This is a genomic window from Antarcticibacterium sp. 1MA-6-2, from assembly GCF_021535135.1.
Taxonomy (GTDB): Bacteria; Bacteroidota; Bacteroidia; order Flavobacteriales; family Flavobacteriaceae; genus Gillisia.
The window spans coordinates 1,124,798-1,149,092 of the sequence record NZ_CP091036.1 but is presented as its reverse complement, the minus strand read 5'-3'; the positions used below and the strand labels follow the sequence as shown (position 1 = coordinate 1,149,092).

The following is a 24,295-nucleotide window of genomic DNA, read 5'->3' as shown; positions in this document are numbered from 1 at the left end:
AGTTACTTATTCTTTTCTAAAATATCGGGCAATTTTGAGGTGAAATTGTGCATCGGGAAATTACCATCAATGAGCTCACCTTTTTTATTTAATACCACATATCGTGGAATACCGTTAAACTGAAATAATTGTCTGAACCTGTTATAAGTATCAGTATTTACTCTATGAATGTTTGTCATTTCCTGTTCTTTAGTAAATTTATTATAATACTCTAAAGGAGATTGAGCTTCGTCTGTAATAAATACAAACTCAATATCAGGATTATTTTCATGTGTTTTTCGTATTCCCTTCATTTCTTTAATTGTTGCCACACAAGGACCGCAGCTTGTAGCCCAGAAATCTATAAAAAGTATTTTACCTCTATATTGGTCGGCAATATCATAAAATAGATCTTTAGCTTTTCCTTTTAGTAAGGGAATTATCTCAAAATTTAGAGTAATTGAAGGAGGATTTGCTCCATCAGCAGTTTTCTTTTTCCCGGGAAATTTTTTCTTTACAATCCTTTCTCCTTCTTTTTTTAAAAAATCATTTTCAATAGTAGCAGAAAGATCCTTCCAGTAATGGTGAGCTTCATCTGCTTCTGTTATTCTCTCAAGAATACTTTTTAAATTTCTCGTTTTTGTGATGTCATAAATTAAATCATTCTTTAATTTAAAATGGTTCACCATAACTGAATCTTTTTTGTGCCAGGGATCCATATAATCCGTAGATTTTTTAAAATCGGCTATATAAGGTGAAATATACTTATCTGCATATTCTTTGATTTGATCTCCATATTTTTCCCGAAATTCCATTCGATCTTTCATGTTTTGCATCACCTCTTCCTGTGAATAAAATATTTTCTTTGCTAATAATTTTCTTTCCTCTTCGGTAATTTTAATACTTTGTTTTTCCAAATATTCCAGTTCCGTAATTTCAGGAGTAAAAGAAGTTTCTTTAGGATGGAAGCTTAATGGCTTTGTAAATTCAAACTGGTTTATAAATTCGCCGAAATTCTTATTGATAAGAAGTGCCCTTTCATTGAGTGGAAGGTCCTGTAGAAAGCTATAAAATTCCATTCCGATTTTCTCTTTTAGATATTCATTCTCCGGATTTTGTCTTTGATAATAATCACGATCCCTTAAGTAATTCATCATCATAATAACCCCTTGTAGTTTATTCTCATTTCGTAAGATCCATTCAGCATTACCTGAAATTTCACTGTGTTTAAGAAAAGCGTCCAATTTCTTTTTATTCTCTTCTCGGAAATTAAAAACATATTTTTTAAATTCCTCTGCAGAAAGGCTTAAGCGGTTCTTTTGGTATTCATCATAATCAAACTGCGGAAATTGAAATTGGGACAAATTTTTATTGATTTCAGCCATTCTGCCTTTAAATTCAATAGCAGCTTGTGCATAATATATATTATCCTTATGCTCTGCTTCTAAAAAATCTTTCCAGTCCAAAACCATTCCCAGGGTATGACCCGGTTCCAGATAAAAATTTAATATCCTGTTATTGAATACGATATATGATGTTGTGGGATGAATTAAAGGAATATCTGCCTCAAATCTTCCATCCTCATAAATTTCAATTGTGACAGGGTACTCTTCCCTGGTAAGTTCATTGGAAGCATAATAAATCCCGGTTTCAAAACCCAGTCTCGAATCATACCCTTTAATATATCCTATAATTTTAGCTGGTTCTTTGCTGAAGAATTTGTCGCTTTCGTAATCCTGAAGAGGGTCTTTTTTTACTTTTGCCAGCTCTGTATCCATCCATTTCTTCATATTTTCAGGAACTTCAGAAGATTTTTGAGGCTTTTTTCCATTGAGATAAAGCCCATAAAACTGGTCGTTATAATCGATCTTTTCTATTCCTTTTTCCAGAGGAGGGAATATGAATATGCTATGGTGGGTTCCGCTTGCACCAATATCAATCCGGGTGTCGAATTCTTCATCCTCTATTTTAATAACAGTAAATTTTTCCCCGGTTTCCGGATTTTTTAAAAAAGTATCGGCAGCGTACTGGATCCACCATCCCTCCGGTATACTCCATTCAAGGTGTACTTTGGTTTCTTTTTCAGACAGTTCTATTTTTGAAATCCTAAATCGTTTCGTTGTTGCGAGATCGTAGGAAGGATTGTCCACGACCTGAACTTTAGTTTTTGCAGGGACTTCTATGAAAAAAATGCAGAACAGGATTGTGAAAACTAAGGTCTTCATTCAGCGATTATTAAATGGATGAATAAAAATAACAATTAATTTAAAGGAGTTGCAGGAATAAAAATTCCGGGCAAAAACCGGAATTTAAACTTGTTGATTTAAACTTTTCCTGTTACTGGTTCTCCTGGTAATTTTAAGTAGTCATTTTACAATATTTTTTGTAGAAAGATTTACTTATTCTTTTCTAAAATATCGGGCAATTTTGAGGTGAAATTGTGCATCGGGAAATTACCATCAATGAGCTCACCTTTTTTATTTAGTACCACATATCGTGGAATACCGTTAAATTGAAATAATTGTCTAAACCTGTTATAGATATCGGTATCTACTCTATGAAGGTTTGTCATTTCTTGTTCTTTAGTAAATTTATTATAATACTCTAAAGGAGATTGAGCTTCGTCTGTAATAAATACAAATTCGAAATCGGGATTATTTTTATATTTTTTTCGAGTGTCTTTCATACTTTTTATTGTTCCCACACAAGGCCCACAGGTAGTTGCCCAAAAGTCTATAAAAACGATTTTTCCTTTGTATTTATCTGCAATCTCATAAAACAGCTTTTTAGGTTTTCCTTCGGGTAAGGGAATTGTTACAGATTTAACTGCCATTATTGGAGAACTATTTTCTCCGTTAGCCTTGATTTCTTTTTTCGGAAATTTACTTAGCACTATTCTTTCCCCTTCCTTTTTTAGAAAATCATTTTCAATAGTTGCAGAAAGTTCGTTCCAGTATTTATAAGCCTGATCTGCATCTGTTATTCTATTTTCAACATCATACTTTAAGCTTCTTGTTTTAGTAATATCATAGATCAAGTCATTTCGTAAATTAAAATGATTAGCCATGACAGAATCTTTTTTATGCCAGGGCTCCATAAAATCTATAGATTCAGATTTGCGCATATAAGGTGTAATATATTTTGCTACATAGGCTGATATCTCGCTTGAATACTTGTGTGTAAAAGCCTCCATATCCTTTTTAAACTTTTCTATGCTCTTCCGGTGTTTCAAATGATTGAAGTTTCCATAGATTTTTTTCCTCTTCAGTAAGAGGAATATTCTGTAACTCAAAATATTCTAACTGGCTAACTTCAGGAGTAAATTTTTTATAAGATGCATGAAAGTTTATAGGATCTGCATATTCAAACCTATTAATAAATTCAGGAAAATCCCTAATAATTAATAACGACTGTTTGTTCATATCAAGATCCTTAATGAAAGAATAAAATTCAATAGGAATTTCTTCTCTCAAAATATCATTATCGGGATATTGCCTTTGAAAATCCTTTTTATACATCAAATAATTAAAAAGAAGTGTAGCAGTTATTAACTTCTTTTTTTGGGTGAGAACAATTTTTGTTTTTTCCAGTAAATCATTTTCTGCAAAATACTGATCTAAAAGTTGATCGTTCTTTTTCCTCTCTTTTAAAGCTTCCTTTTTTAAATCTGTTGCCTTTAGATTAAGAACATTGTCTTCAAAAACTTCATAATCAAAAGAAGAAAATTCTAAATTAAAAAGCTCTTCATTAATCCTTGCCAGGTTGCCGCCAAAAATTACCGAATCTGCAGGATAATATCTGCTATTAAAATGTTCGGCTTGTAAAAAATGTTTCCAATTTAAAGTGAGGGCCAGCGTTTGTCCTGGTTCTAAATAGAATTTCATTAATCTATTATTAATAATGAGAAAGGATTCAACTGGATGTATTAGAGGAATATCTGTTTCGAACCTACCGTCTTCCGAAATCTCAATAGTAACTGGATAATCCTCCCGGGTAAGTTGATTAGAAGCATAATAAATACCTGTTTCAAACCCTAGTCTGGGATCATAACCTTTTATATAACCAATAATTTTTGCTGGTTCTTTGCTGAAAAATCTTTCGCTTTCGTAATTCTGAATTGGCTCTTTTTTGACTTTGGCTAATTCCGAATTCAGCCATTTGGTGACATTGTCAGGAACTTCAGAGGATTTCTCCGGCTGCTTGCCATTTAAGTAAAGCCCATAAAATTGATCGTTGTAATCAATTTTTTCAATTCCTTCTTTTAAAGGAGGGAAAACGAAAACGCTATGGTGGGTGCCACTAGGACCGATATCAATTCGGGTATCAAACTCTTCATTTTCGATCTTAATGATCGTGAATTTTTCTCCTGTCTCAGGGTCTCTAAGGAAAGTGTCTGCGCCATATTGAACCCACCACCCTTCAGGGATGTTCCATTCAAGGTGCACTTTAGTTTCACTATTACTCAGTTCAATTTTGGAGATTTTGAATCGCTCGGTCACTGCAAGATCAAATGCAGGATCTTCAATTATCGTATTGCTATTCTGAGCTAAGTAAATCGATTGTGCAAATGATGCAAAAGAGGGAATAAAGTAAGAATGTTTTCATAAATTGAGGTTGGAAGAGAAAAGTAGGGAAATTAAATATAATAAATTTTTAATTGTAAATCCCTCAAAATCAAAAAATCCCGATATTTCCGGGATTTTATAAGTAACCTTTTCAGGATTCCTAATCTATTAAAATCTGCAGAAGTTCTATCGCAGCCTCACTTATTTTAGTGCCCGGGCCAAAGACTGCGACTGCGCTTAAGCATCAAATAGAAACTGATAATCCTGTGACGGAATAACTCCACCTACAATTACCATTATATCTTCCCGGCCATGCTTTTTTAGTTCTTCAATAACCTGCGGAACTAATGTTTTATGTCCTGCGGCCAGGGAGGAAACTCCTAAAATATGCACGTCATTTTCAACTGCCTGTTTTGCAGCTTCGGCCGGAGTTTGGAACAGCGGACCAATATCCACATCAAATCCAAGATCGGCGTAACCTGTTGCAACTACTTTGGCACCGCGATCGTGCCCGTCCTGTCCCATTTTTGCAATCATAATGCGAGGCTAAGCGCCCATCTTGTTCAGCAAATTGGTCGGCTAATTCCCGGGCCTTGTGAAAAGAAGTGTCATTTTTCATTTCCTTTGAATATACTCCACTAAAAGATTGAATTTTCGCTTTATACCTGCCATAAACTTCCTCGAGGGCGTCGCTAATCTCTCCTAAAGTAGCCCTTTCCCGGGCAGCTTCTACGGCGAGTGCCAAAAGATTACCTTCCTTACTTTTTGCAGCTTTGGTAAGAGCTTTAAGAGCTGTTATTACTTTTACAGTATCGCGTTCTTTCCTTATTTTTTCAAGTCTCTCTACCTGTTGTTTTCTTACAGTTTGATTGTCGACCTCAAGAGTCACCAGCGGATCTTCTTTTTCTAATCTATATTTATTGGTGCCGACAATAATATCTGTTCCGCTGTCAATTCTTGCCTGTTTTCTTGCTGCAGCTTCCTCAATTCTCATTTTCGGAATACCTGCTTCAATAGCTTTGGTCATCCCGCCGAGATCTTCCACCTCCTGAATTAGTTGCCAGGCTTTTTGAGCAATTTGATGGGTAAGACTTTCTACATAATAACTACTAAGCCCAGGGATCTACGGTTTTTGTGATCTTTGTTTCCTGTTGCAGATAAAGCTGAGTATTCCTGGCAATCCTTGCTGAAAAATCTGTAGGCAAAGCTATTGCTTCGTCAAGCGCATTGGTGTGCAAACTTTGGGTACCTCCAAATGCTGCAGCAGCTGCTTCTATACAGGTTCTGGCAACGTTGTTAAACGGATCCTGCTCTGTTAAACTCCAGCCACTGGTTTGGGAATGAGTTCGCAGTGCGAGGGATTTTTCGTTTTTAGGATCAAATTGCTTTACAAGTTTGGCCCAAAGCATTCTTGCTGCCCTCATTTTGGCAATTTCCATAAAATGGTTCATCCCGATTCCCCAGAAAAAAGAGAGTCGGGGAGCAAAGGAATCAATATCCATTCCGGCTTCCAGGCCTTTGCGGATGTATTCTAGCCCGTCCGCCAGTGTATAGGCCAATTCTATATCACAGGTCGCCCCGGCCTCCTGCATGTGGTATCCTGAAATACTGATGCTGTTAAACCGCGGCATATTCTTCGAAGTGTATTCAAAAATATCTGAAATGATCTTCATCGAAGGAGTAGGAGGGTAGATGTAGGTATTCCTAACCATGAACTCCTTAAGGATATCGTTTTGAATGGTTCCCGAAAGCTGTTCCGGCTTCACGCCCTGTTCTTCAGCAGCGACAATATAAAATGCCATAATAGGAAGAACAGCTCCGTTCATAGTCATAGAGACAGACATCTTATCAAGGGGAATTTGATCAAAAAGGATCTTCATGTCCTCTACAGTATCAATAGCCACTCCTGCTTTCCCAACGTCACCAACAACCCGTTCATGGTCACTGTCATACCCGCGGTGGGTAGGAAGATCAAAAGCCACAGAAAGCCCTTTTTGCCCTGCGGCGAGATTCCTCCTGTAAAAAGCATTACTTTCTTCGGCAGTAGAAAAACCTGCATACTGGCGAATTGTCCAGGGTCGGCTTACATACATTGTGGTGTATGGACCGCGAAGAAAGGGCGGAATTCCGGCAGCAAAATTTAAATGTTCTGCTTCTGAAATATCTGCTTCGGAATAAGTTGGTTTTAGGTTAATCTCTTCAGCAGTAGCAAAAGATTCTTCAGGATTTTTCTCTGTTAAAACTGAAACCTGTTTCTTTAATTCTAAATGTTGAAGATCTTTTCGACTCATATTATATTCTTCTGCTAAATCAACTTCAGCTAAATTATCTTTTATTTTTTATTCTTTTTCAAGCCTTTCCTGCTCATACTTTTCAGCTAACCTTCGTTCCAGGATGGGCTGAATTAATGTCTTTCGTGGCTTGTTTTTCAGAAAAGGAAATAATTCCAATTCTCCCTTCATCTTGTCTGCAGGATTGGGGTATTTGTTTGTGCCAATGAGAACAAGTTCTCCTTTGTCAAATTGCTCCTGTTCCTTTTGCACGCTTTCTTCAATTTTCCGCTGTATAACACCTTCCTGTAATTGCTTCAGGAAACCACCACCTTTTTCTATTTCTTTAAATATTTCGAGAGCTTTTTCAGCAAATTGAGTCGTCAGGCTTTCAATATAGTAAGCTCCTTCCGCAGCATTAGAGACTTTATCGAGGTAGCTTTCATTTTTTAGAACGAGTAATTGATTTCTCGCAATCCTGTCTCCAAACTCGTTATTCTTATGATAAATAGCATCATAGGGAGAGTTGTATACAGCATCAGCCCCACCTAAAACAGCACTCATACTCTGCATTGTAGTACGCAGAAGATTTACGTTGTAGTCATACAAAGTCTTATCCCGTTTTGTAGGTTGCGCGAGAATAAAACAAGAGTCGTTCAAATTATATTCGGAAGCCAGACTGCTGAACAATAGGCGCAGTGCCCGTACCTTGGCAATTTCGAAAAAGTAATTGGCTCCTGTTGAAACCAAAAACTGAAATTTTAAGTTAGTTGAAATTTCTTTATTGCTGAAGTGGTTACAATATTCATTGGCGTGAGCTAAACTGTATGCCAACTCCTGCGGAATTGTTGCCCCCGCGTTTTGATAAAGGGTTGAATCTATACTTAAAACAGATTCAAATTTCTCTGAATTACCGATGATCTTCTCCAAAACCTGGTGATCCTGTTGCATATTCGCATACCAGTTCCCGGTTTTCGCAAGATTTCCGATAATATCTAAATTTAAATGCACTCCGGTAGATTTCTCCGGAAGAAAATCTGCCAGTTTTTTGATGTATTCTTCAGAAAGAAATAAGAAGCTGAAATATAATTTTACCTGATCAACCGGAATATTTTTGAGTAATTTTTCAATTCTTGTCTCATCAGAAGGGATGACGAACCAAAGACTTTCAGCTCCTTTCTTCAGAACTTCTTTTGCACGGTGATTACTTATTTCTTCAGAAGCCACATAGATCTTCTCGCAGATTTCCCAGTGTTGAGGGGAAGGAACCCGGGCAGGTTCTTTAATATCTTCAGAATTATAAAAGGGTTTGATATTGATACCGTCACGACTCTTGTAGATCAATTCCTTATTATAGTCGGCTCCCTTTAGATCAAACTGGATTTTTTGTTTCCATTGCTTTGCAGATATTTCTTCAAATTCCTCAAATAAAGGCTGGCTCATTTTACGTTGTTTAACTTATGAATTAGGAAAAGAGAGTTAATCTATGGTATCATATTCTATTATAAATATATCTTCATCTGGCCTTTTCATATAATAATTCTGGCGCGCATAACTCTCAAGTTCAAAAGAATCATTCAGTTTCTCTATCACCGTCTTATCTTTTGCAATTTCTTTTTGATAATATTTTTTGTTGGTCTCCAGCTCATTTATCTCCTGGTCCAGCTCATGGTGAATAAGCCAGGAATTACTATCCAGAAAAAACATCCAGAATGCAAAAATGATCAATACAAGAACATAGCGGTTGCTTAGTATCCTGAACCATCTTTTAGTACGAATATCTTTCAATTTCATTTGCTAACAATATAGTTTTAACTGGGAGAATATAGAAATTTGTAGCTCTTTGAACGGTTTTTAGACGTTTTCAAGATAGCTTAAAATTAGTAAATTATCCTAACCTGTCTTTTATAATTGTTTGCACAATATCAACAGCAACGGTATTGTACTTGTTAGTTGGAATAATAATATCTGCAAATTCTTTGGTTGGTTCAATAAACTGCTGGTGCATAGGTTTAAGAGTGGTTTGGTATCTCCACAAAACTTCATCCAGGTCACGCCCCCGGTCGTTGATATCTCTCTTTAACCTCCTGATTAACCGCTCATCACTATCGGCATGTACATAGATCTTAATATCAAACATGTTCCTAACTTCGGTGTGGGTGAGAATAAGGATTCCTTCCACAATTAAAACCTTCCGAGGATGAATCGTCCTGGTTTCCCCTGTGCGATTGTGTTCTGTAAAAGAATATATGGGTTCCTGAATAGTGTTGCCTGCTTTAAGCTCCTCAAGATGAGAAAGGAGTAATTCAAAGTCTATTGATTTAGGGTGATCAAAATTGATCTTTTTTCGATCTTCAAAACTTAAATGGCTGGTGTCCTGATAATAGGAATCCTGGGAGATCACATCGACTTCTTCATTTTTTAATTCTTCAATGATCTGACTTACAACCGTGGTTTTTCCGCTTCCCGTTCCTCCGGCAATTCCTATAATGAGCATAGCAAATATTTTTTTTGCCAAAGTTAATTAATCCTGATAAACCCTGATGTGTCGCAACGTGAAAGTCTAAGAAAATAGAAAGGTTTAAAAATGGAAAGGAAAATTTTCTCGACGTCATCCTGAATTTATTTCAGGATACAACATGTGCAAGTTTTAATGCAGGTTAGAAGCAAAAACAAGTTCAGCTTGACGCTGGGTTGAGTTTAGTGTAATTTTAGCTACGTCATCCTGAATATATTTCAGGATATAGCATGTGCAAGTTTTAATGCCGTTAGAAGCTGAAACAAGTTCAGCTTGACGTTGGGTTGAGTTTAATGTAATTTGATCGCCGTCATCCTGAATTTTATTTCAGAAGATAGTTGTCGTTACGTCATCCTGAATTTATTTCAGGATCTAGCGTGTGCAAGTTTTAATGCATGTTAGAAGCTGAAACAAGTTCAGCTTGACGCCGGGTTGAGTTTATTGTAATTTTAGCTACGTCATCCTGAATTTATTTCAGGATATAACATGTGCAAGTTTTAATGCAGGCTAGAAGCTGAAACAAGTTCAGCTTGACGTAATGGTGGTAATGATAAAAAAACTCTTTTTGTATTGCGACTAAAGAAAAAAATTACTTTTCAACTTTTGCAACTTCTTCCACAGTCACGGGTTCTTCAATTCTATTACTCCAGGAGTTGTTGATATAGTTCATAACATCAGCTACTTCCTCATCAGTGAGTCCAAGATCTACCATAACACTGTTGTACTCTTCACCGTTCACTTCTATTGGTCCTTTCAGGCCGTGCTTAACGGCACTTATACTTTCGGTTCTTTTCTTCGTAAGCCAGTTAGATCCATCCAGGGGTGGAAAAGCCCCGGAAATTCCTTTTCCATTGGCAAGGTGACAGGTAACACAAAAATCGTTGTAAACTTCCTTACCCCGTTTATAGCTCTCGCTTTGTTGCACCGGGTTTGCCTGGGCCTGTTCCTGGCCTGCCATTATATAAAGGTCGTCTTCCTGTTTTTCTTCTTTATTGGATTTACAACTAAGTAAAGCTGCAATTAAGAATATCTTTAAAACTATTTTCATTCTTCAGTTTTTTCGATTTCCTTCTCTATTAATCTGGCGATTCCCTTTCCCTCTACAGAAATATAAATGTTGCCATCTGGTGCCTGTACAACATCGCGTACCCGGCCTATTTCTTCCAGAAGTTTTTCTCTTCTTACAACTTCTTCGCCATCCAAAACATCGTGCTCCAGGTATTGAAATTTTAGGGAGCCCACTAACAGATTACCTTTTAATGAAGGATATTTATCTGATGTTACAAAAGCCATCCCACTGGGTGCTATTGAAGGGATCCAGTAATGAACAGGGTCTTCAACATCTTCTCTTGTGGTAAGATCAGATATTGCGCCACCTCCATAGTTTTCTCCGTAGGTAACTTCGGCCCAGCCATAATTTTTACCTTTTTTTACGATATTTATTTCGTCTCCTCCCTGTGGACCATGTTCGTGTACCCAAACTTCCCCGGTTTCAGGATGTAGGATCATTCCCTGCGGATTCCTATGTCCATAGCTATAGATAGCTTCTTTTGCATTTGGTTCTCCCACAAAAGGATTATCCTGTGGAATACTGCCGTCGTCATTGATACGATAAACTTTTCCTCCATCCCGGGTAATGTCCTGCGGATTTTCATTTGTTCCTCCTCTGTCACCAATCGAGAAATAGAGGTAACCCTCCCTGTCAAAAACCATTCGGGAGCCAAAGTGCTGTCCACGGGTGGTATTTGGAGTAGCTTTATATAGCACCTCCTGATTAGTAAACTGGGCGCCGTCCAGTTTTGCTCTCATAACAGCGGTATTTCCGCCTTCCCCTTCTCCTTCCGAAGAAGCATAAGTCATATAGATCCATCCATTATTTTCATAATCGGGATGTAATACTATGTCCAGTAATCCGCCCTGACCGCGGTTATAAACTTCCGGTCCCCCGGTAATCGTCTGTTTTTGTCCGTTTTTGAATTTAATAATTTCTCCGCTTTTTTCAGTAATAAGAATACTTCCATCAGGCAGAAAAGCCATACCCCACGGGATCTCCAGGCCTTCTACCACCATTTCATGATCTATAGCAGTTTCGGGTTTTTGAATATTTGTGTCCTTTTGAGCGCAGGCTGTAACTGAAACTATAGCAGCGCTAAACATTAATAATAAGGTCGATTTCATTACAATTTTATTTAGCCACAAGTTAAGTAAAAATTGAAAAGCTTGTTTTAAAACCTTGTTAATGGAATTTTTTGTTTCTAACTAGGGGAAGTGATTAGAAAAACTATTAGTTGAAACTATAAAAAACAAATCCTGGATGTTTCTGTACTACATAAGTGGGAAAAAATAATAAAATATTAGCAAACATTAAAAAAAGAATTATCCTTGAACTGTATTAGTGAAGTAACACAGTAAACAAATTTTATGATTACTATTCGGTCTTTAGAATTCTCACATTTAAAACGTGCAAGATTATTTCAAAATCTCTCCCTCAACTTAGAACCGGGAAGTATCACGGGTCTCCTGGGAAAGAATGGTGCCGGGAAAACGAGCTTGTTGAAATTAATAGCCGGAATGCTCTTCCCTAAAAAAGGGGAAATTGAAGTGCTGGGTTATCAACCAAAAAAACGACTGCCTGACTTTTTGGAGATGGTATCCTACCTTCCGGAGGAATTTTACCTTCCCAATACTTCTGTAAAAAATTATATTAAAGCAAATGCCGGGTTCTATCCTCATTTTGATCACGAATTGATGAAATATCAATTACAGGAATTTGAAATACCAGTGGAAAACCTAGGTTGGAAAAAATGTCTTACGGTCAAAAAAAGAAGTTTTTGATCTCCTTTTCCCTGGCAACTAAATGTAAGCTATTAATACTTGATGAACCAACCAACGGACTTGACATTCCTTCAAAAACTATTTTTAGAAAGGTGCTGGCAGGAACTTTGACTGATGATCAATTGGTTTTAATCTCCACCCACCAAATTAAAGACGTAGAAAACCTTATTGATCGTATTATGGTCTTGAACAATGGTGAAATCATTTTAGACGAGAAGATTATGAATATTTCAGATAAGTTTCGATTTACCACTGTGCCAGACCTAAATTCATATGACGTCCTTTACCATGAAACAAGCCCGGGTGGTTATCGGGTAATTTTGCCGGGTGCAGGTAAAAGTTCACAGGTAGATATGGAGCTCTTGTTTAACGCCACTACTAAAGGCATAAAATTAAATTAATTATGAAACAAGGTTCTCTATTCAGTGGTAAACGGTTTTTCAGTCTTCTTAGGCAACATATTTTTCACAATTACATGGCCCTTTTATTAGGTTTGGTTGTAGGTTTTGGGATTTCTTTTCTGGTGATTGCCTTTCTGCAATTTCTTAATGGAAACAACCAAAGTAGTAACAATGAATTTTTGATTATGTTAATCTTTGGCTACGCCTTCCTGGGAGGTTTTTACATTAGCTCGGCTTTTTCCCCATTTCGTAATAAGGAAAGGGCTCAGACTTACCTAATGACTCCGGGGACTACGTTTGAAAAATATTTAGTGGAATTTATTTTCTATCCTCTATTATACTTATTGGCATTTCCAATACTGTACTTAATTGCCTATGAACTTAGTTCTTCCTTAATATCTATTTTTAAGGATGGCTTTTTACCTTTTGATCTTCTGGATAAAATCAACAGTGAATTTCTATTTTCAGAGGAATTCATGTATAAGGATGGAGTAAAAATAATTATTGAAGAACGTCCTTACTGGAAACTGGTTGCTTCCATAAGTTTTTCCCTGGCGATGGCGTTTTTCCTAGGGGCTGCTTCCTTTAAAAAATATGCAATGCTAAAAACCTTACTGGGTTTGGCAGTATATTTTGGACTCTGTTTATGGATGTTCTTTTGGCTTATAAGCGAATTGGAATGGGGCCAGTATAGTTTGTCATCCCATCAAAGTTATTTAACACCTTTTGGTACTGGTGGTGTGGACCAGCAAAAACTTATAAATTTTTTTAGCATTTGGATTTTGTGCTGGGGACTTGTCCTTGGTGTAGTAACATATTTAAAATTAAGGGAAAAGGAGGTGTAAGATGGAATTTGAAAACAATCAAAGTATTTATATTCAAATTGCTGATAATCTATCGGATAAAATTATCAATGAAGAATATAAACCCGGTGAAAAGATACCCTCTGTGCGTGAACTTGCGGCAGAAGTAGGTGTAAATCCCAATACTATTATGAGAACTTATACTGAGTTACAATCAAAAGGAATAATTGAGAATAAAAGGGGGATTGGTTATTTCGTTACTTCTATAGCTCCTGAATGCATTATCAAAGAAAGGAAAATTAACTTTTTTGAAAAGATTTTACCTCAATTCATTAAAGAAGCTTCCCAATTAGGTATTACCCAGGAAGAACTTAAGAAACACTTAGACCTCTAATTTAGAATTATTAAAATATGAAAACCAGCAATATCATACTCACAGCGTTCTGCATTTTATTCATAGCTTATATATTCGGGATTGCTGCGGAAATCCGCTTCAGGGGTGAGAAAAAGGAAAGGTTTTTTGATCCTAACTCTCAGGAGTTACAGGTAGGTTGTTCTTCCAATTTCCGAAAAGACATTCCTCTTCCGTCATTCAAGATCTTAAAAATAAAAAAAATCAGTCAGGTCGGCAATATTACATTCAGCGCACAGGCCAGCAATACCTTTTCAGTATTTGCAGAAAGTGAAATAGAATTACCAGAGCTTGAATACCATGTATCTGGAGATACGCTTATTATTGACCGAATGAACAAACCCGGTCTTTGCAATCAATTTAAAATGGAGTTGGTTGAATCAAAAACTAAAATTATCGTTGACACAATGAGTATAAATTTATACAGCACTTTGGACAGTTTAAAAGGTTTGGAACTTAAAGGCATGAATGCGTCGTTTCATTTTTCAGGAAATGGTACAAATTTGAAAGTTATTGATAGTCTCCTGGTTGATTTGAAATATGATTCTTCAATTTATTCCCATTCAGTAATTTCAATAAAACACGTGGCGGGAGAAATTCAAAACAATTCAAGAATAGAGCTTTGGAATTCCAAAGTAGAATCGGGCCAGGTTCAAATCGGCGGGAATTCCACAATTACCATAGATGCTAATCATTATAATAACCCAGACCCCTCTGTACAACTAATTTATCAGAAAATAAAGCCCTAAAATTTGAAAACCTGAATTTATTTTTTATAAATTTTCTGCTTATGAAGGAGAAATGACTGGTAGGAGGGGGACAAATAGTTCCTCTTTTAAACGAATAAAAAAAAAGAAACAGAAAAAATTAGTTTGTGACAGGAATTAGATGAAATAATATATATTTGCAGCCGCTAAGTTGGTTCAAGACTTAAAGTTCAAAGTTTCAGATTTAAAGTTGGAATTTAAAATTTGACTTATTGAGATTTACAACGCAAGCTGTTCTCGGGGTGTAGCGTAGCCCGGTTATCGCGCCTGCTTTGGGAGCAGGAGGCCGCAGGTTCGAATCCTGCCACCCCGACGAACCACCTAAAAAGTGGATATATAACACTGTTAATCAATTGATTTTCAGTGTTTTTTATTTTTATTGATATCAGATGATATCATATAATATCACCCTGTTTAGTGAATGATTCGGTGAATACTTTCTTTTCACTAATTCACTATCTTAGAAGAACCTTTCGGTTAATTTGACTTTCGTCTTTAAAAACTATTGTTTCACTTAAAGACGTATAAAATGCCTGATTTTACTACCTTTTCCGTTCTTTTCTTTACCAGAAAACTGAACCGGAACACAAAAGATTTATCCATTTACGCAAGGATTACAGTAAATGGAAAATGCTCTGAAATGAGTCTTCAAAGAAAGACTTCCGTGAATGAATGGGATAATTCCAAAGGTAGACTCAAAGGAACTACTCCCCGAATTAAAAAAGTTAATAGCTACCTGGATCAAGTTTATTCTAAACTCCTTGACACGCACAAGAAACTTTTAGATAAAGATTCCCTGATTACCCCAGCTAAGATAAAAGCCTCTTACATGGGTCTGGATGAAGATCATAAGACCATTAAGGACATAGTTGCTTATCATAATGAAAAAATGAAAGACGTCCTGAAATGGGGAACCCTTAAAAACTATCGTACTACTGCAAATTACTTAGAAGAGTTTTTAAAAAAGAAAAAGAAAACGGACAACATCTACCTAAAACATATCAATTATCAATTCATTACAGAATTTGAAATGTTCCTCAGAAGCTACAGCCCGAAAAAAGGTCGGAAGACCTGTGGAACCAACGGAACTATGAAACATCTGGAACGGTTAAAGAAACTCCTCAACCTAGCAATCAAATTAGAATGGCTTGAGAAAAATCCTTTTAGGAGCTATAGCTTTAAATTTGAAAAAAATGATCGGCAATTTCTCACAGAGCGTGAGCTTCATAAAATGGAAGAAACAGTTTTTACCAGTGATTCATTGGAACGGGTAAAAGATATGTTTTTATTCTCTTGCTACTCCGGCTTATCCTATATTGATTTAAAAGAACTTACTACTGATCAAATTGTGAAAGGGATAGATGGGAAAGATTGGATCTATACCAAGAGGGAAAAAACGCAGCAATCCGTGAAAATCCCGTTGCTCGAATCTGCTAAGGAAATCATCAATAAATATCAGGAACAGCATTTAAAAGAAGCCAAGGAAGTTTTTCCGGTTATTTCGAACCAGAAGATCAATAAGTATTTGAAAGATATAATGGATAGCATAGGAATAAGGAAGAAAATCACCTTTCATTCTGCTAGGCATACCTTTGCTACGGTAATCACTCTGTCTAATGGAGTTCCAATAGAAACGGTTTCTAAGCTGTTAGGACATACAAAAATCTCCACTACCCAGATTTATGCGAGAGTGCTTGAAAGTAAGCTCAGTTCAGATATTTATAATTTGGATCAAATTATAAGTAATAAAAAGCAGGGGAATATTAAAGGATAATTGTATCTACCGAGAAAAGGAGGATACTTCTCTCTCCATACTTCGAAAAAAAAATTAAAAAGTTCGAAAATTCTGTATCTACAATGAATCATTCCTATTTTAAGAGAGTCGAGAAAAAATTCGTAGCCGAAGCCAAAAATTTAGACAACCATTCCTGAGTTTAGAAATCAGGCCCGGCTTTTCAGACTGAAAAACACTATTACTAAACAAGGTCAATAGGGTATAAAGATATCTAAACCCCATATAGTTTTCCTTCTCTATAAGTGGCGCATGAAAAGACCGTTAGGATATTAATAAAAAAATTTACCAACAATTAATTTTTATACGGTTTTAGCCGTAATTTCTTTCTTTGAAAATTTTTAGTTGCCTCAAATCATCTTATAAGTAATATTAAAAACTTATATTGAACAATATTGCATTTGGCACCCTACTGAACGATGCAAATTTTCTAATTCAAAAATCTAAATCAAATGAAGAAAATTTACTGTTTAGTCGTGTTAATTATTTTGTTTATTGGCTGTTCTAAAGATAACCCCGAAACAGGAGCTGAAAAAAAGTTTGAAAAATCTCCTTTTTCAATGGAGCTCATTCCTCACAAGGAAATAATATCCAATCCCCAAATTCAGGAAAAACTTCAAAAGATTTCCTCTAATCAAAAGAAATCTGATGAACGAACGGTATTTCTAGAAGCTCATGATATATTTATTTTTACCGACTCTGCAACTTACATTACGAATGGAAAATTTGATTCCTACACCTTCCGGACTGTTCAAGGAGATAATGAAAAAATTAAAAATATTCTATTTAATAAAAATAAGGAAGGAGATTATGATGCATATCTGGTGGAGTATAATTATAGCTGGAAAGAATTTCGCGAATCAGACCCTACGGAAAATACAAATGAATTTCGCCTTACACCTTTAAAATTAACTCTGGATTCCCTGAATCAAAAACAAATGGCGAGCATCTGGGTTTGTACTTATGAATATCTTTGGACCCCTGATCAAGGGCAACTTCAAGCTAATCACCTTTCAGGTTGGGTACTTGTAGCCACCGATTGTAGAGTGGTAAGGTATGAGATAGTAGATAATAATTATTCCCCATCTTATTACTCTGACTTTATACCGAATGGTGAAACAGCTACCTACACTTCAGGAGGAAGTACTTATACCAGCCCAACAGGTGGTGGAGCTATGTATGACGAAGATTATCTACTCTGGTTACAAACGGTAAAAAGTGAATTAGGATCTAGACTCAATAATATCCAAAGAAATTATTTAGATAGTCATGTGTCAGTTACCATGCAAAATTTAATGTTTTTAAGAGAAAATTCATTTTCTGAAGAAGCTAAGGATTTTAGTGCGGAGGCTATTAAGGCAGTTATATATGGAGGTGAAGTGGATTTTGATGAGAGGGTTATTTTAGATACCTCTTTCCGTAGTAATGCGAAAACCAAAAAAGTATATGATAATTTAAAAAATTTATCTAGCACCATTTTTAACGATATAATAAATGATCACTTCCAAAGTTCAAAAGAAGCAAATATTAAATTTGACATAGGAGCAATTCCTGATGAAAATGGTTTTTCCTATAAAGCTCGAACTTACGCTTCCTATAATGGGTCCGATAAATATATAAGGATCAGACTGAAAGATACATTTGTTCAAAACGCTTCTACTATGGAAATCGCATTAGCCATTATTCACGAATTGGTTCACGCTGAACTTTTAGTTCGTAGCATTGAATCAGGTTTAATTTTAAATATTACTCCAAGTGGTGCATATAGTTTTTCTAATTATGGAAATCCAAGTCCTTTCACAAGTTTTAACGTTTTTAATGCTTTGGCTACCTATTACAAAAATTTGGGCAGTGGCAATCCCCAATGGAATCATGATCTATTCAACATTCTTGAGCTACGGGAAGGTATTGCAGCAAATCTTATGGCAGTCCACCCCTGGTTGGATGATCCGCAAGATCCATTTGAGAATTATATCTCCTCTGGATTAATTACTTTTAGTAGTCTTTCAAATTATTTTGAATACTTAGCTTGGGCAGGTCTGGAAGGAACTCAAGAGTATATTAATTTAAGCAGTACCGAAAAAGCAAAAATTTCTTATTCAATTAATTTACTAAATAATTATAATCAAAATTGATGGACCTATGAGAACTCAATATTTCTATTATTTACTCATTTTTTTTCTGATTTTACCATTTAGTTTAATTGCTCAAAATTCGAAACAAAAGACGACAGAATTAAATATTTATGATAAGGATGGTGTTGTAAATTCTGATGAACAAGGCTTATTTCATTACTTAATAAGCATTAAAAGTAAAGATACCCTATTTCAAAGAGACGGTTATAAATTCATAATTGATAATAGAAAAGGATTTAATGAGTATGTGAATCTTGAAGAAGTAGGCCAAAAGTTCTCAATGGACACTATTAAATGTTTAACTATTTCAGATTTAGAAAAATTTTCAGCCTGCGAGCTACATAATTTTCTAAGTTCTAAAAAATCTATTTTTCTCACTTTAGGACCGAAAAACAAAAATTCCTCCGGTGAACGTCGAAAAATTTATACGAGATATCCATTAATTTATAAGGGTACACAAAAGAATATAGAAATGATGGAAAATGATTTTTAAGTTTTACTTTATTAACTCTGTCAATAAAGATGAATTTTTAAAATAACATTTCTGTAATTTAATAGGCAAGATGGAATAGCAAGAGGGAATAGCAAGAGGGTAACACCCCGACGAACCACCTAATAAGTGGAGATAAAACACTGTTAATCATTTGATTTTCAGTGTTTTTTATTTTTATTGATATCAGATGATATCATATAATATCAACCTGTTTAGTGAATGATTCGGTGAATACTTTCTTTTCACTAATTCACTATCTTAGAAGAACCTTTCGGTTAATTTGACTTTCGTCTTTAAAAACTATTGTTTCACTTAAAGACGTATAAAATGCCTGATTTTACTACCTTTTCCGTTCTTTTCTTTACCAGAAAACTGAACCGGAACACAAAAGATTTATCCATTTACGCAAGGATTACAGTAAATGGAAAATGCTCTGAAATGAGTCTTCAAAGAAAGACTTCCGTGAATGAATGGGATAATTCCAAAGGTAGACTCAAAGGAACTACTCCCAGAGTTAAAAAGTTGAATAGCTACCTGGACCAAGTCTATTCAAAACTCCTCGAAACCCATAAGAAACTTTTAGATAAAGATTCCTTAATTACCCCAGCTAAGGTAAAAGCCTCTTACCTGGGACTGGATGAAGATCATAAAACCATCAAGGACATAGTTGCTTATCATAATGAAAAAATGAAAGGCACTCTTAAATGGGGAACCCTTAAAAATTACCACACTACTGCAAAGTATCTTGAAGAGTTTTTAAAGAAGAAAAAGAAAACCGACAATATTTACCTGAAACATATCAATTACCAGTTCGTTACAGTATTTGAAATGTTCCTGAGAAGCTACAGTCCAAAAAAAGATCGTAAAACCTGTGGAACCAATGGAACTATGAAACATCTGGAACGGTTAAAGAAACTCCTCAACCTAGCAATCAAATTAGAATGGCTTGAGAAAAATCCTTTTAGGAGCTATAGTGGCTATTTCGGAGTGATGGTGCCACCTGTTTCGGTCAAACAGTGCCACTTTAAAAGATACTACAATTATATAAAAAATTACTCTTACTCGTTTTTTAAAGCTCCTTTTCTTAATGACTCTCCTTTCAGATCTATTCGATGCGAGGAGTTCACGATCCTATCCAAAATAGCATCTGCTATAGTTCCCTCACCAATAATATCATACCAAGCAGATACAGGTAATTGAGAGGATATAATAGTAGAAGCTTTATTATACCTATCGTCAATGATATCCATTAAAGTTTCCCTGGCATGGTTATCAAAGCTCTGCAGGCCAAAATCATCAAGAATCAGCAAATCTGCTTTCAGGAGTTTTCCTAATTCTTTAAGGTAGGTTCCGTCCACTTTACTGAGTTTTAGTTTTTTTAAAAGCCGGGCGGTATTGGTGTAGATGGTTTTGTATTCCATCATACATCCCTGATGTCCTAAAGCCTGAGCCAAATAACTTTTACCTACCCCGGAAGCTCCGGTAAGAATAATATTCTCCTTCCTGGTGATAAAATCCAGGCTCCCTAAGCGGGTAAACATATTCTTGTCCAGATTGCGGTTCTGGGTGTAGTTCACATCGGCAAGGCTGGCCTGTTGCTTGAACCCCGCTTGTTTTAAGAGCCGCTCTATCTTTCGGTTCTGCCAGTCTTCCCATTGGTGGTCAGTTAGCAGTGCCAGGTATTCATCTGCAGTGATGTTTTCTATGCGGTTGTCCTTTACATGTTGCAGGTGTAACTGGGCCATAGCCCCCAGGCGCATTTGTTTTAGTTTTTCAATAGTCTGATTGTTGTTCATATTTCATTGGATTAATGATACGTTATTGATATGCCGAGGCACCCCGGATGTTATCGTGTTTGGGGATATGGGATTTATCTTCTTCCAGGTCCTGGTAGAACAGGGAGGTTTTATCCAGGTTATTCTTCAGGATATTCTTGATGCGCTGGTAGGTAGCGGCATCTGCCTGAAGTGCTCTTTTACAGGCATTGTCCAGACGCTGCGTGCCATAGGATTTATGGAGCTGGATCACCCCCATAGCTCGTTTGTAGCCTATCTCCGGGTAGTCCACTCCGGCCATTATTTTCTCTACACAACCCAGTACGTGCTTGCCATGCGCGGCCGCTTTCTTCTTAAAAAATTCCGGGCTCCAGTCGCTATAGAATTTATGGGTACTGCTAAGATGCTCTTTGTTGGTATTATAGCTTCCTTTGGAGGGGTTACGCTGGTGCAAGCCAATCCGTTGATGGTAATAATAGACTTCGACTGAAGAACCAGTATAATGGATAGTGGTTTCTTTTCCGATGTAACGATAGGGTACGCTGTAGTAGCTTTTATCCGGGGAGAAGTACACATAGCCCATCTTCTGGACTTTAGCCCTTCGATAGCCTTTGAGTTCATAAGCCATCTCTGGCAAGGGTTTTAGATATTCCCGTTCCACCGATTGGAACAGTTCCAGGCGACTAGCTTCCTTACGCCGGAACAGCAGGTTATTGTATCGTTCCAGCAGCCGTCTTATCTCTCGGTTCAGGTCTTCCAAAGAGAAGAAGCGCATCTCCCGAAGTGGGTAATAGATGCGCTGGTAGGCAAGGTTTACCGCATTCTCTACCAGCGCCTTGTCCTGAGGAGCATATCCCCGCGTAGGATTGATCACACAGTTATAATGCCGGGCAAAGTCTTTAAAGCTCCGGTTGATATCGGCCTCGTACTTACTGGCTCGGGTTACAGCAGATTTTAGATTGTCCGATACGATGGCCTTGGGCACTCCTCTATAAAACTGCAGCGCATTTTTGCAGCAGTTAATCAGGTCTTCCCGTTTCTGACTCCTGCAGGCTTCCACATAGGTGTATTGGCTATTGGGAAGGATGGCTACAAATACTTCTACCGGGATCACCTCTCCGGTTTGCTTATCAATAATATGAAGTTTCTTACCCGCAAAATCAATAAATAATTCTTTCCCAGGGTCATGTTCAAGTTTCATCGACCCCTTCTCCCTGGCATATTTGCGCCAGTAATGTTCCATAAACTGGGTATACCCATAAGGATCTTTGGCCTGTTGTACATACTCCTGGTAATGGTATAAAAAGGTAAATCCGGGATGATTCCGGGCTTTATTGACCCCCTCAAAATAGAGCATAAGTTCCTCGTAGCGCGCATTGTCAATCGTGGTGTGGGAAGGAAAAAGTGCTTCTAAAGCTGCATTGTCGAGGGCTAACAATTCTTTATAAGAATAGTCACTAGCCTTGAACAAACGCATATAATTATTTACCGTATTGCGAGAGATTCCAAGGGTTGTACCAATTTTACGGTTACTAAGCCCATCGAGGTGTAAAGAAAGAATTTGTTTTAAGTCCATCGGATCAAGTGTGTTGGCCATATCGCTTATTTTAAGCGACAAGGTATTATTTACCTGATCTTTTAAAGTGGCACAAATAGAACCGAAATCACTGGCACAAAACGAACTAGGTATAAGTCCTACCAACCAGTAAAAAGTGGCACAATTTAAACCGAAATGTCTGGCACTAACCGACCGAAATCACTGGCACAATTTGATCCGTTATATCCACTATAGCTTTAAATTTGAAAAAAATGATCGGCAATTTCTAACAGAGCGTGAGCTCCATATTTTAGAAGAAACGAAATTTACCAGTGAATCCCTTGAACGGGTAAAAGATATGTTCTTATTCTCTTGCTACTCAGGCTTATCTTATACCGACTTAAAGGAACTTACTACTGATCAAATTGTGAAAGGGATAGATGGGAAGGACTGGATTTACACAAAGAGGGAAAAAACGCAGCAATCTGTGAAAATCCCTCTGCTCGAATGTGCTAAGGATATCATCAAAAAATATCAGGAACAGGTTTTTAAAGAGGCCAAGAAAGTTTTTCCGGTTATTTCGAACCAGAAGATCAATAAATATTTAAAAGATATAATAGATAGTATAGGAATAAGAAAGAAAATCACATTTCATTCTGCCAGACACACTTTTGCTACTGTAATTACACTTTCAAATGGAGTTCCTATTGAAACTGTCTCAAAACTACTAGGACATAAGAAACTCTCCACTACCCAGATTTATGCCAGGGTGCTGGAGAAAAAATTGAGCTTGGATATTAGTAAATTGGATCAAATCATGTTGAATAAAAAGCAGAATAAAGTTAAAGCTGGATGTTCAAAATAATCATGGACAAATTTATATTCGTCTCCTTCCATACTAATAGAATATGCCAAAGATTTGAAATCTCTCTTAAACAATATTACGAAAAATTAGTTTAAAGGAACGTATTCTTAAATCTAGTGCTCCGTTGTATATCTTATAATTCCTAATTTCTTCTTATGATAGATTTAAGTAACTCTTCAAATCTAATGAAAAGAATTTTTCAAACTGTTTGTCATTTTTTTTAAAGGTATTCCACATGATTACATTCTTCTCGACGTAAGCATATTCTCCAATACTAAGTTTGTACTTTTTATCCTGTTTATTAATATCTGTAATTTTTATTTTATATAATCTTTTCAATTGCATTTGATTATCCACAAAATTTGGACTTATCGCCATGTTCATTCCTGTTAATTGGGTATATATACTGGGATACATTAAAATATCAGTTCTTAAATTATGTTTTGCGTACAAGAAATTATAGGCAATTGCTGCGGAGAGTTTATGCTTAGCATCAGTAATAAAAGTGGTTCGGAAAAAGTCTAACAATTTTAGTAATCCAGCTTTTTTGTCCAAATCTAATTTGTTTTCAAATGTTTCATCAAGTTTTAGTGTTTCCATTTCTTTAATAGCACTAAATCCATTTTCTTTTGGTAAACCTGAATGAAAAAAAGGTTGAATCGCTACTGGAGTATCAGATTTTAAAATCTCCCATTTCGTTAGACAGAATTCTTTTTCTTTATAATCAGATTCTCTAATAATTTCCAGAAGACAAGTTATTGGATGATCAGAACCATAGAAGACTGGATTTTCAGGAAAATTACATCTTCCAAAGCTAGTAATATTAAGCGGGGGATAACTATGCTCCGAAATCAAGTCAATATTCTTAAATGTACTTGTTTCTCTTGCACGGAATATTGATAAATTAAATTTATCAGGTTTAAAAAATTGTAAAGCTGAAGGAATTATTTCGAATTCTTGAAAAATAATATCTTCTATTGCCTTCACATAATCCTCCGTTTGTTTAAAATTTTCAAAAATTGGCCATTCAATATTTTTTAATTTTTCAATTCCTTTAATTGCTTGGTTATAAGTCGGGAAATTCCTGAAATCTTCACTCATAATAAGGTGCTAAACGATATATGTATAAAGTTTACTCTGTAGGTATG

General features: G+C 36.1%; 20 protein-coding genes, 1 tRNA gene and 2 pseudogenes. 11 read left to right on the top strand and 12 right to left on the bottom strand.

Annotated features, from left to right (window positions below):
- Positions 1–2 precede the first annotated feature (2 nt).
- From LZ575_RS05790 to LZ575_RS05750, 9 genes and pseudogenes are all read right to left on the bottom strand, one after another.
- The gene (locus LZ575_RS05790) at positions 3–2,204 is read right to left on the bottom strand and encodes a TlpA disulfide reductase family protein (RefSeq protein ID WP_235329750.1); all 2,202 of its coding nucleotides are present in this window, start codon (positions 2,202–2,204) and stop codon (positions 3–5) included.
- Positions 2,205–2,374: 170 nt separating this feature from the next.
- Positions 2,375–3,172, bottom strand: coding sequence for a TlpA disulfide reductase family protein (locus LZ575_RS05785; RefSeq protein ID WP_235329748.1), 798 nt, complete (start codon positions 3,170–3,172; stop codon positions 2,375–2,377).
- A 7-nt stretch (positions 3,173–3,179) separates the two neighbouring features.
- Positions 3,180–4,478: a hypothetical protein gene (locus LZ575_RS05780; protein ID WP_235329746.1), complete on the bottom strand. Its 1,299-nt coding sequence runs from the start codon at positions 4,476–4,478 to the stop codon at positions 3,180–3,182.
- Between the two features lie 226 nt (positions 4,479–4,704).
- A pseudogene (gene scpA, locus LZ575_RS05775) lies at positions 4,705–6,835 on the bottom strand (methylmalonyl-CoA mutase).
- A gap of 48 nt (positions 6,836–6,883) precedes the next feature.
- The gene (locus LZ575_RS05770) at positions 6,884–8,257 is read right to left on the bottom strand and encodes a methylmalonyl-CoA mutase subunit beta (protein WP_235329744.1); all 1,374 of its coding nucleotides are present in this window, start codon (positions 8,255–8,257) and stop codon (positions 6,884–6,886) included.
- A 36-nt stretch (positions 8,258–8,293) separates the two neighbouring features.
- Positions 8,294–8,608 carry a septum formation initiator family protein gene (locus LZ575_RS05765; RefSeq protein WP_235329742.1) on the bottom strand — a complete coding sequence of 105 codons (315 nt, stop codon included), beginning with the start codon at positions 8,606–8,608 and terminating at the stop codon, positions 8,294–8,296.
- A 94-nt stretch (positions 8,609–8,702) separates the two neighbouring features.
- Entirely contained in the window at positions 8,703–9,311 is a 609-nt protein-coding gene (udk, locus tag LZ575_RS05760; protein WP_235330679.1) for a uridine kinase, read from the bottom strand.
- A 610-nt stretch (positions 9,312–9,921) separates the two neighbouring features.
- Complete coding sequence (locus LZ575_RS05755; protein ID WP_235329740.1) at positions 9,922–10,380, bottom strand: cytochrome c; 459 nt, start codon at positions 10,378–10,380, stop codon at positions 9,922–9,924.
- Complete coding sequence (locus LZ575_RS05750; protein ID WP_235329738.1) at positions 10,377–11,510, bottom strand: PQQ-dependent sugar dehydrogenase; 1,134 nt, start codon at positions 11,508–11,510, stop codon at positions 10,377–10,379. The genes LZ575_RS05755 and LZ575_RS05750 overlap by 4 nt, the downstream gene beginning before the upstream one ends.
- A gap of 243 nt (positions 11,511–11,753) precedes the next feature.
- Here LZ575_RS05750 and LZ575_RS22355 point away from each other — a divergent pair, with 243 nt between their 5' ends.
- The 10 genes and pseudogenes from LZ575_RS22355 to LZ575_RS05705 form a co-directional block, all read left to right on the top strand.
- On the top strand, positions 11,754–12,167 hold the full coding sequence (locus LZ575_RS22355; protein WP_311195997.1) for an ATP-binding cassette domain-containing protein: 414 nt from the start codon (positions 11,754–11,756) through the stop codon (positions 12,165–12,167).
- Positions 12,137–12,568: a hypothetical protein gene (locus tag LZ575_RS22350; RefSeq protein WP_255702811.1), complete on the top strand. Its 432-nt coding sequence runs from the start codon at positions 12,137–12,139 to the stop codon at positions 12,566–12,568. The genes LZ575_RS22355 and LZ575_RS22350 overlap by 31 nt, the downstream gene beginning before the upstream one ends.
- A 2-nt stretch (positions 12,569–12,570) precedes the next feature.
- Positions 12,571–13,413 (top strand): hypothetical protein, encoded by an 843-nt coding sequence (locus LZ575_RS05740; RefSeq protein WP_235329736.1) that lies wholly within the window; start codon positions 12,571–12,573, stop codon positions 13,411–13,413.
- Position 13,414: 1 nt separating this feature from the next.
- Positions 13,415–13,765, top strand: a complete 351-nt coding sequence (locus LZ575_RS05735; protein ID WP_235329734.1) for a GntR family transcriptional regulator — start codon at positions 13,415–13,417, stop codon at positions 13,763–13,765.
- Positions 13,766–13,782: 17 nt separating this feature from the next.
- Complete coding sequence (locus LZ575_RS05730; RefSeq protein ID WP_235329726.1) at positions 13,783–14,532, top strand: hypothetical protein; 750 nt, start codon at positions 13,783–13,785, stop codon at positions 14,530–14,532.
- A gap of 256 nt (positions 14,533–14,788) precedes the next feature.
- A tRNA-Pro gene (locus tag LZ575_RS05725) sits at positions 14,789–14,863 on the top strand.
- A gap of 216 nt (positions 14,864–15,079) precedes the next feature.
- On the top strand, positions 15,080–16,324 hold the full coding sequence (locus LZ575_RS05720) for a site-specific integrase (protein WP_235329724.1): 1,245 nt from the start codon (positions 15,080–15,082) through the stop codon (positions 16,322–16,324).
- A 470-nt stretch (positions 16,325–16,794) separates the two neighbouring features.
- Positions 16,795–18,477 (top strand): hypothetical protein, encoded by a 1,683-nt coding sequence (locus LZ575_RS05715; protein ID WP_235329722.1) that lies wholly within the window; start codon positions 16,795–16,797, stop codon positions 18,475–18,477.
- Between the two features lie 7 nt (positions 18,478–18,484).
- A complete protein-coding gene (locus LZ575_RS05710; protein WP_235329720.1) occupies positions 18,485–18,970 on the top strand; it encodes a hypothetical protein in 486 nt (161 codons plus the stop codon).
- A 327-nt stretch (positions 18,971–19,297) separates the two neighbouring features.
- Positions 19,298–19,882, top strand: a pseudogene (locus tag LZ575_RS05705) (phage integrase SAM-like domain-containing protein); the annotation flags it as partial.
- A 146-nt stretch (positions 19,883–20,028) separates the two neighbouring features.
- On the opposite strand, the gene istB reads toward LZ575_RS05705, so the two are convergent.
- Together istB and istA are read right to left on the bottom strand one after the other, a co-directional pair.
- Positions 20,029–20,766, bottom strand: coding sequence for an IS21-like element helper ATPase IstB (gene istB, locus LZ575_RS05700; RefSeq protein WP_235329718.1), 738 nt, complete (start codon positions 20,764–20,766; stop codon positions 20,029–20,031).
- Positions 20,767–20,788: 22 nt separating this feature from the next.
- The gene (gene istA, locus LZ575_RS05695) at positions 20,789–22,342 is read right to left on the bottom strand and encodes an IS21 family transposase (RefSeq protein WP_235329716.1); all 1,554 of its coding nucleotides are present in this window, start codon (positions 22,340–22,342) and stop codon (positions 20,789–20,791) included.
- Between the two features lie 115 nt (positions 22,343–22,457).
- Between istA and LZ575_RS05690 the strand changes: the two genes are divergently transcribed.
- Positions 22,458–23,147: a site-specific integrase gene (locus tag LZ575_RS05690; protein ID WP_235329714.1), complete on the top strand. Its 690-nt coding sequence runs from the start codon at positions 22,458–22,460 to the stop codon at positions 23,145–23,147.
- 153 nt (positions 23,148–23,300) lie between these two features.
- On the opposite strand, the gene LZ575_RS05685 is transcribed toward LZ575_RS05690, so the two are convergent.
- On the bottom strand, positions 23,301–24,248 hold the full coding sequence (locus LZ575_RS05685; RefSeq protein WP_235329712.1) for a hypothetical protein: 948 nt from the start codon (positions 24,246–24,248) through the stop codon (positions 23,301–23,303).
- Positions 24,249–24,295 lie beyond the last annotated feature (47 nt).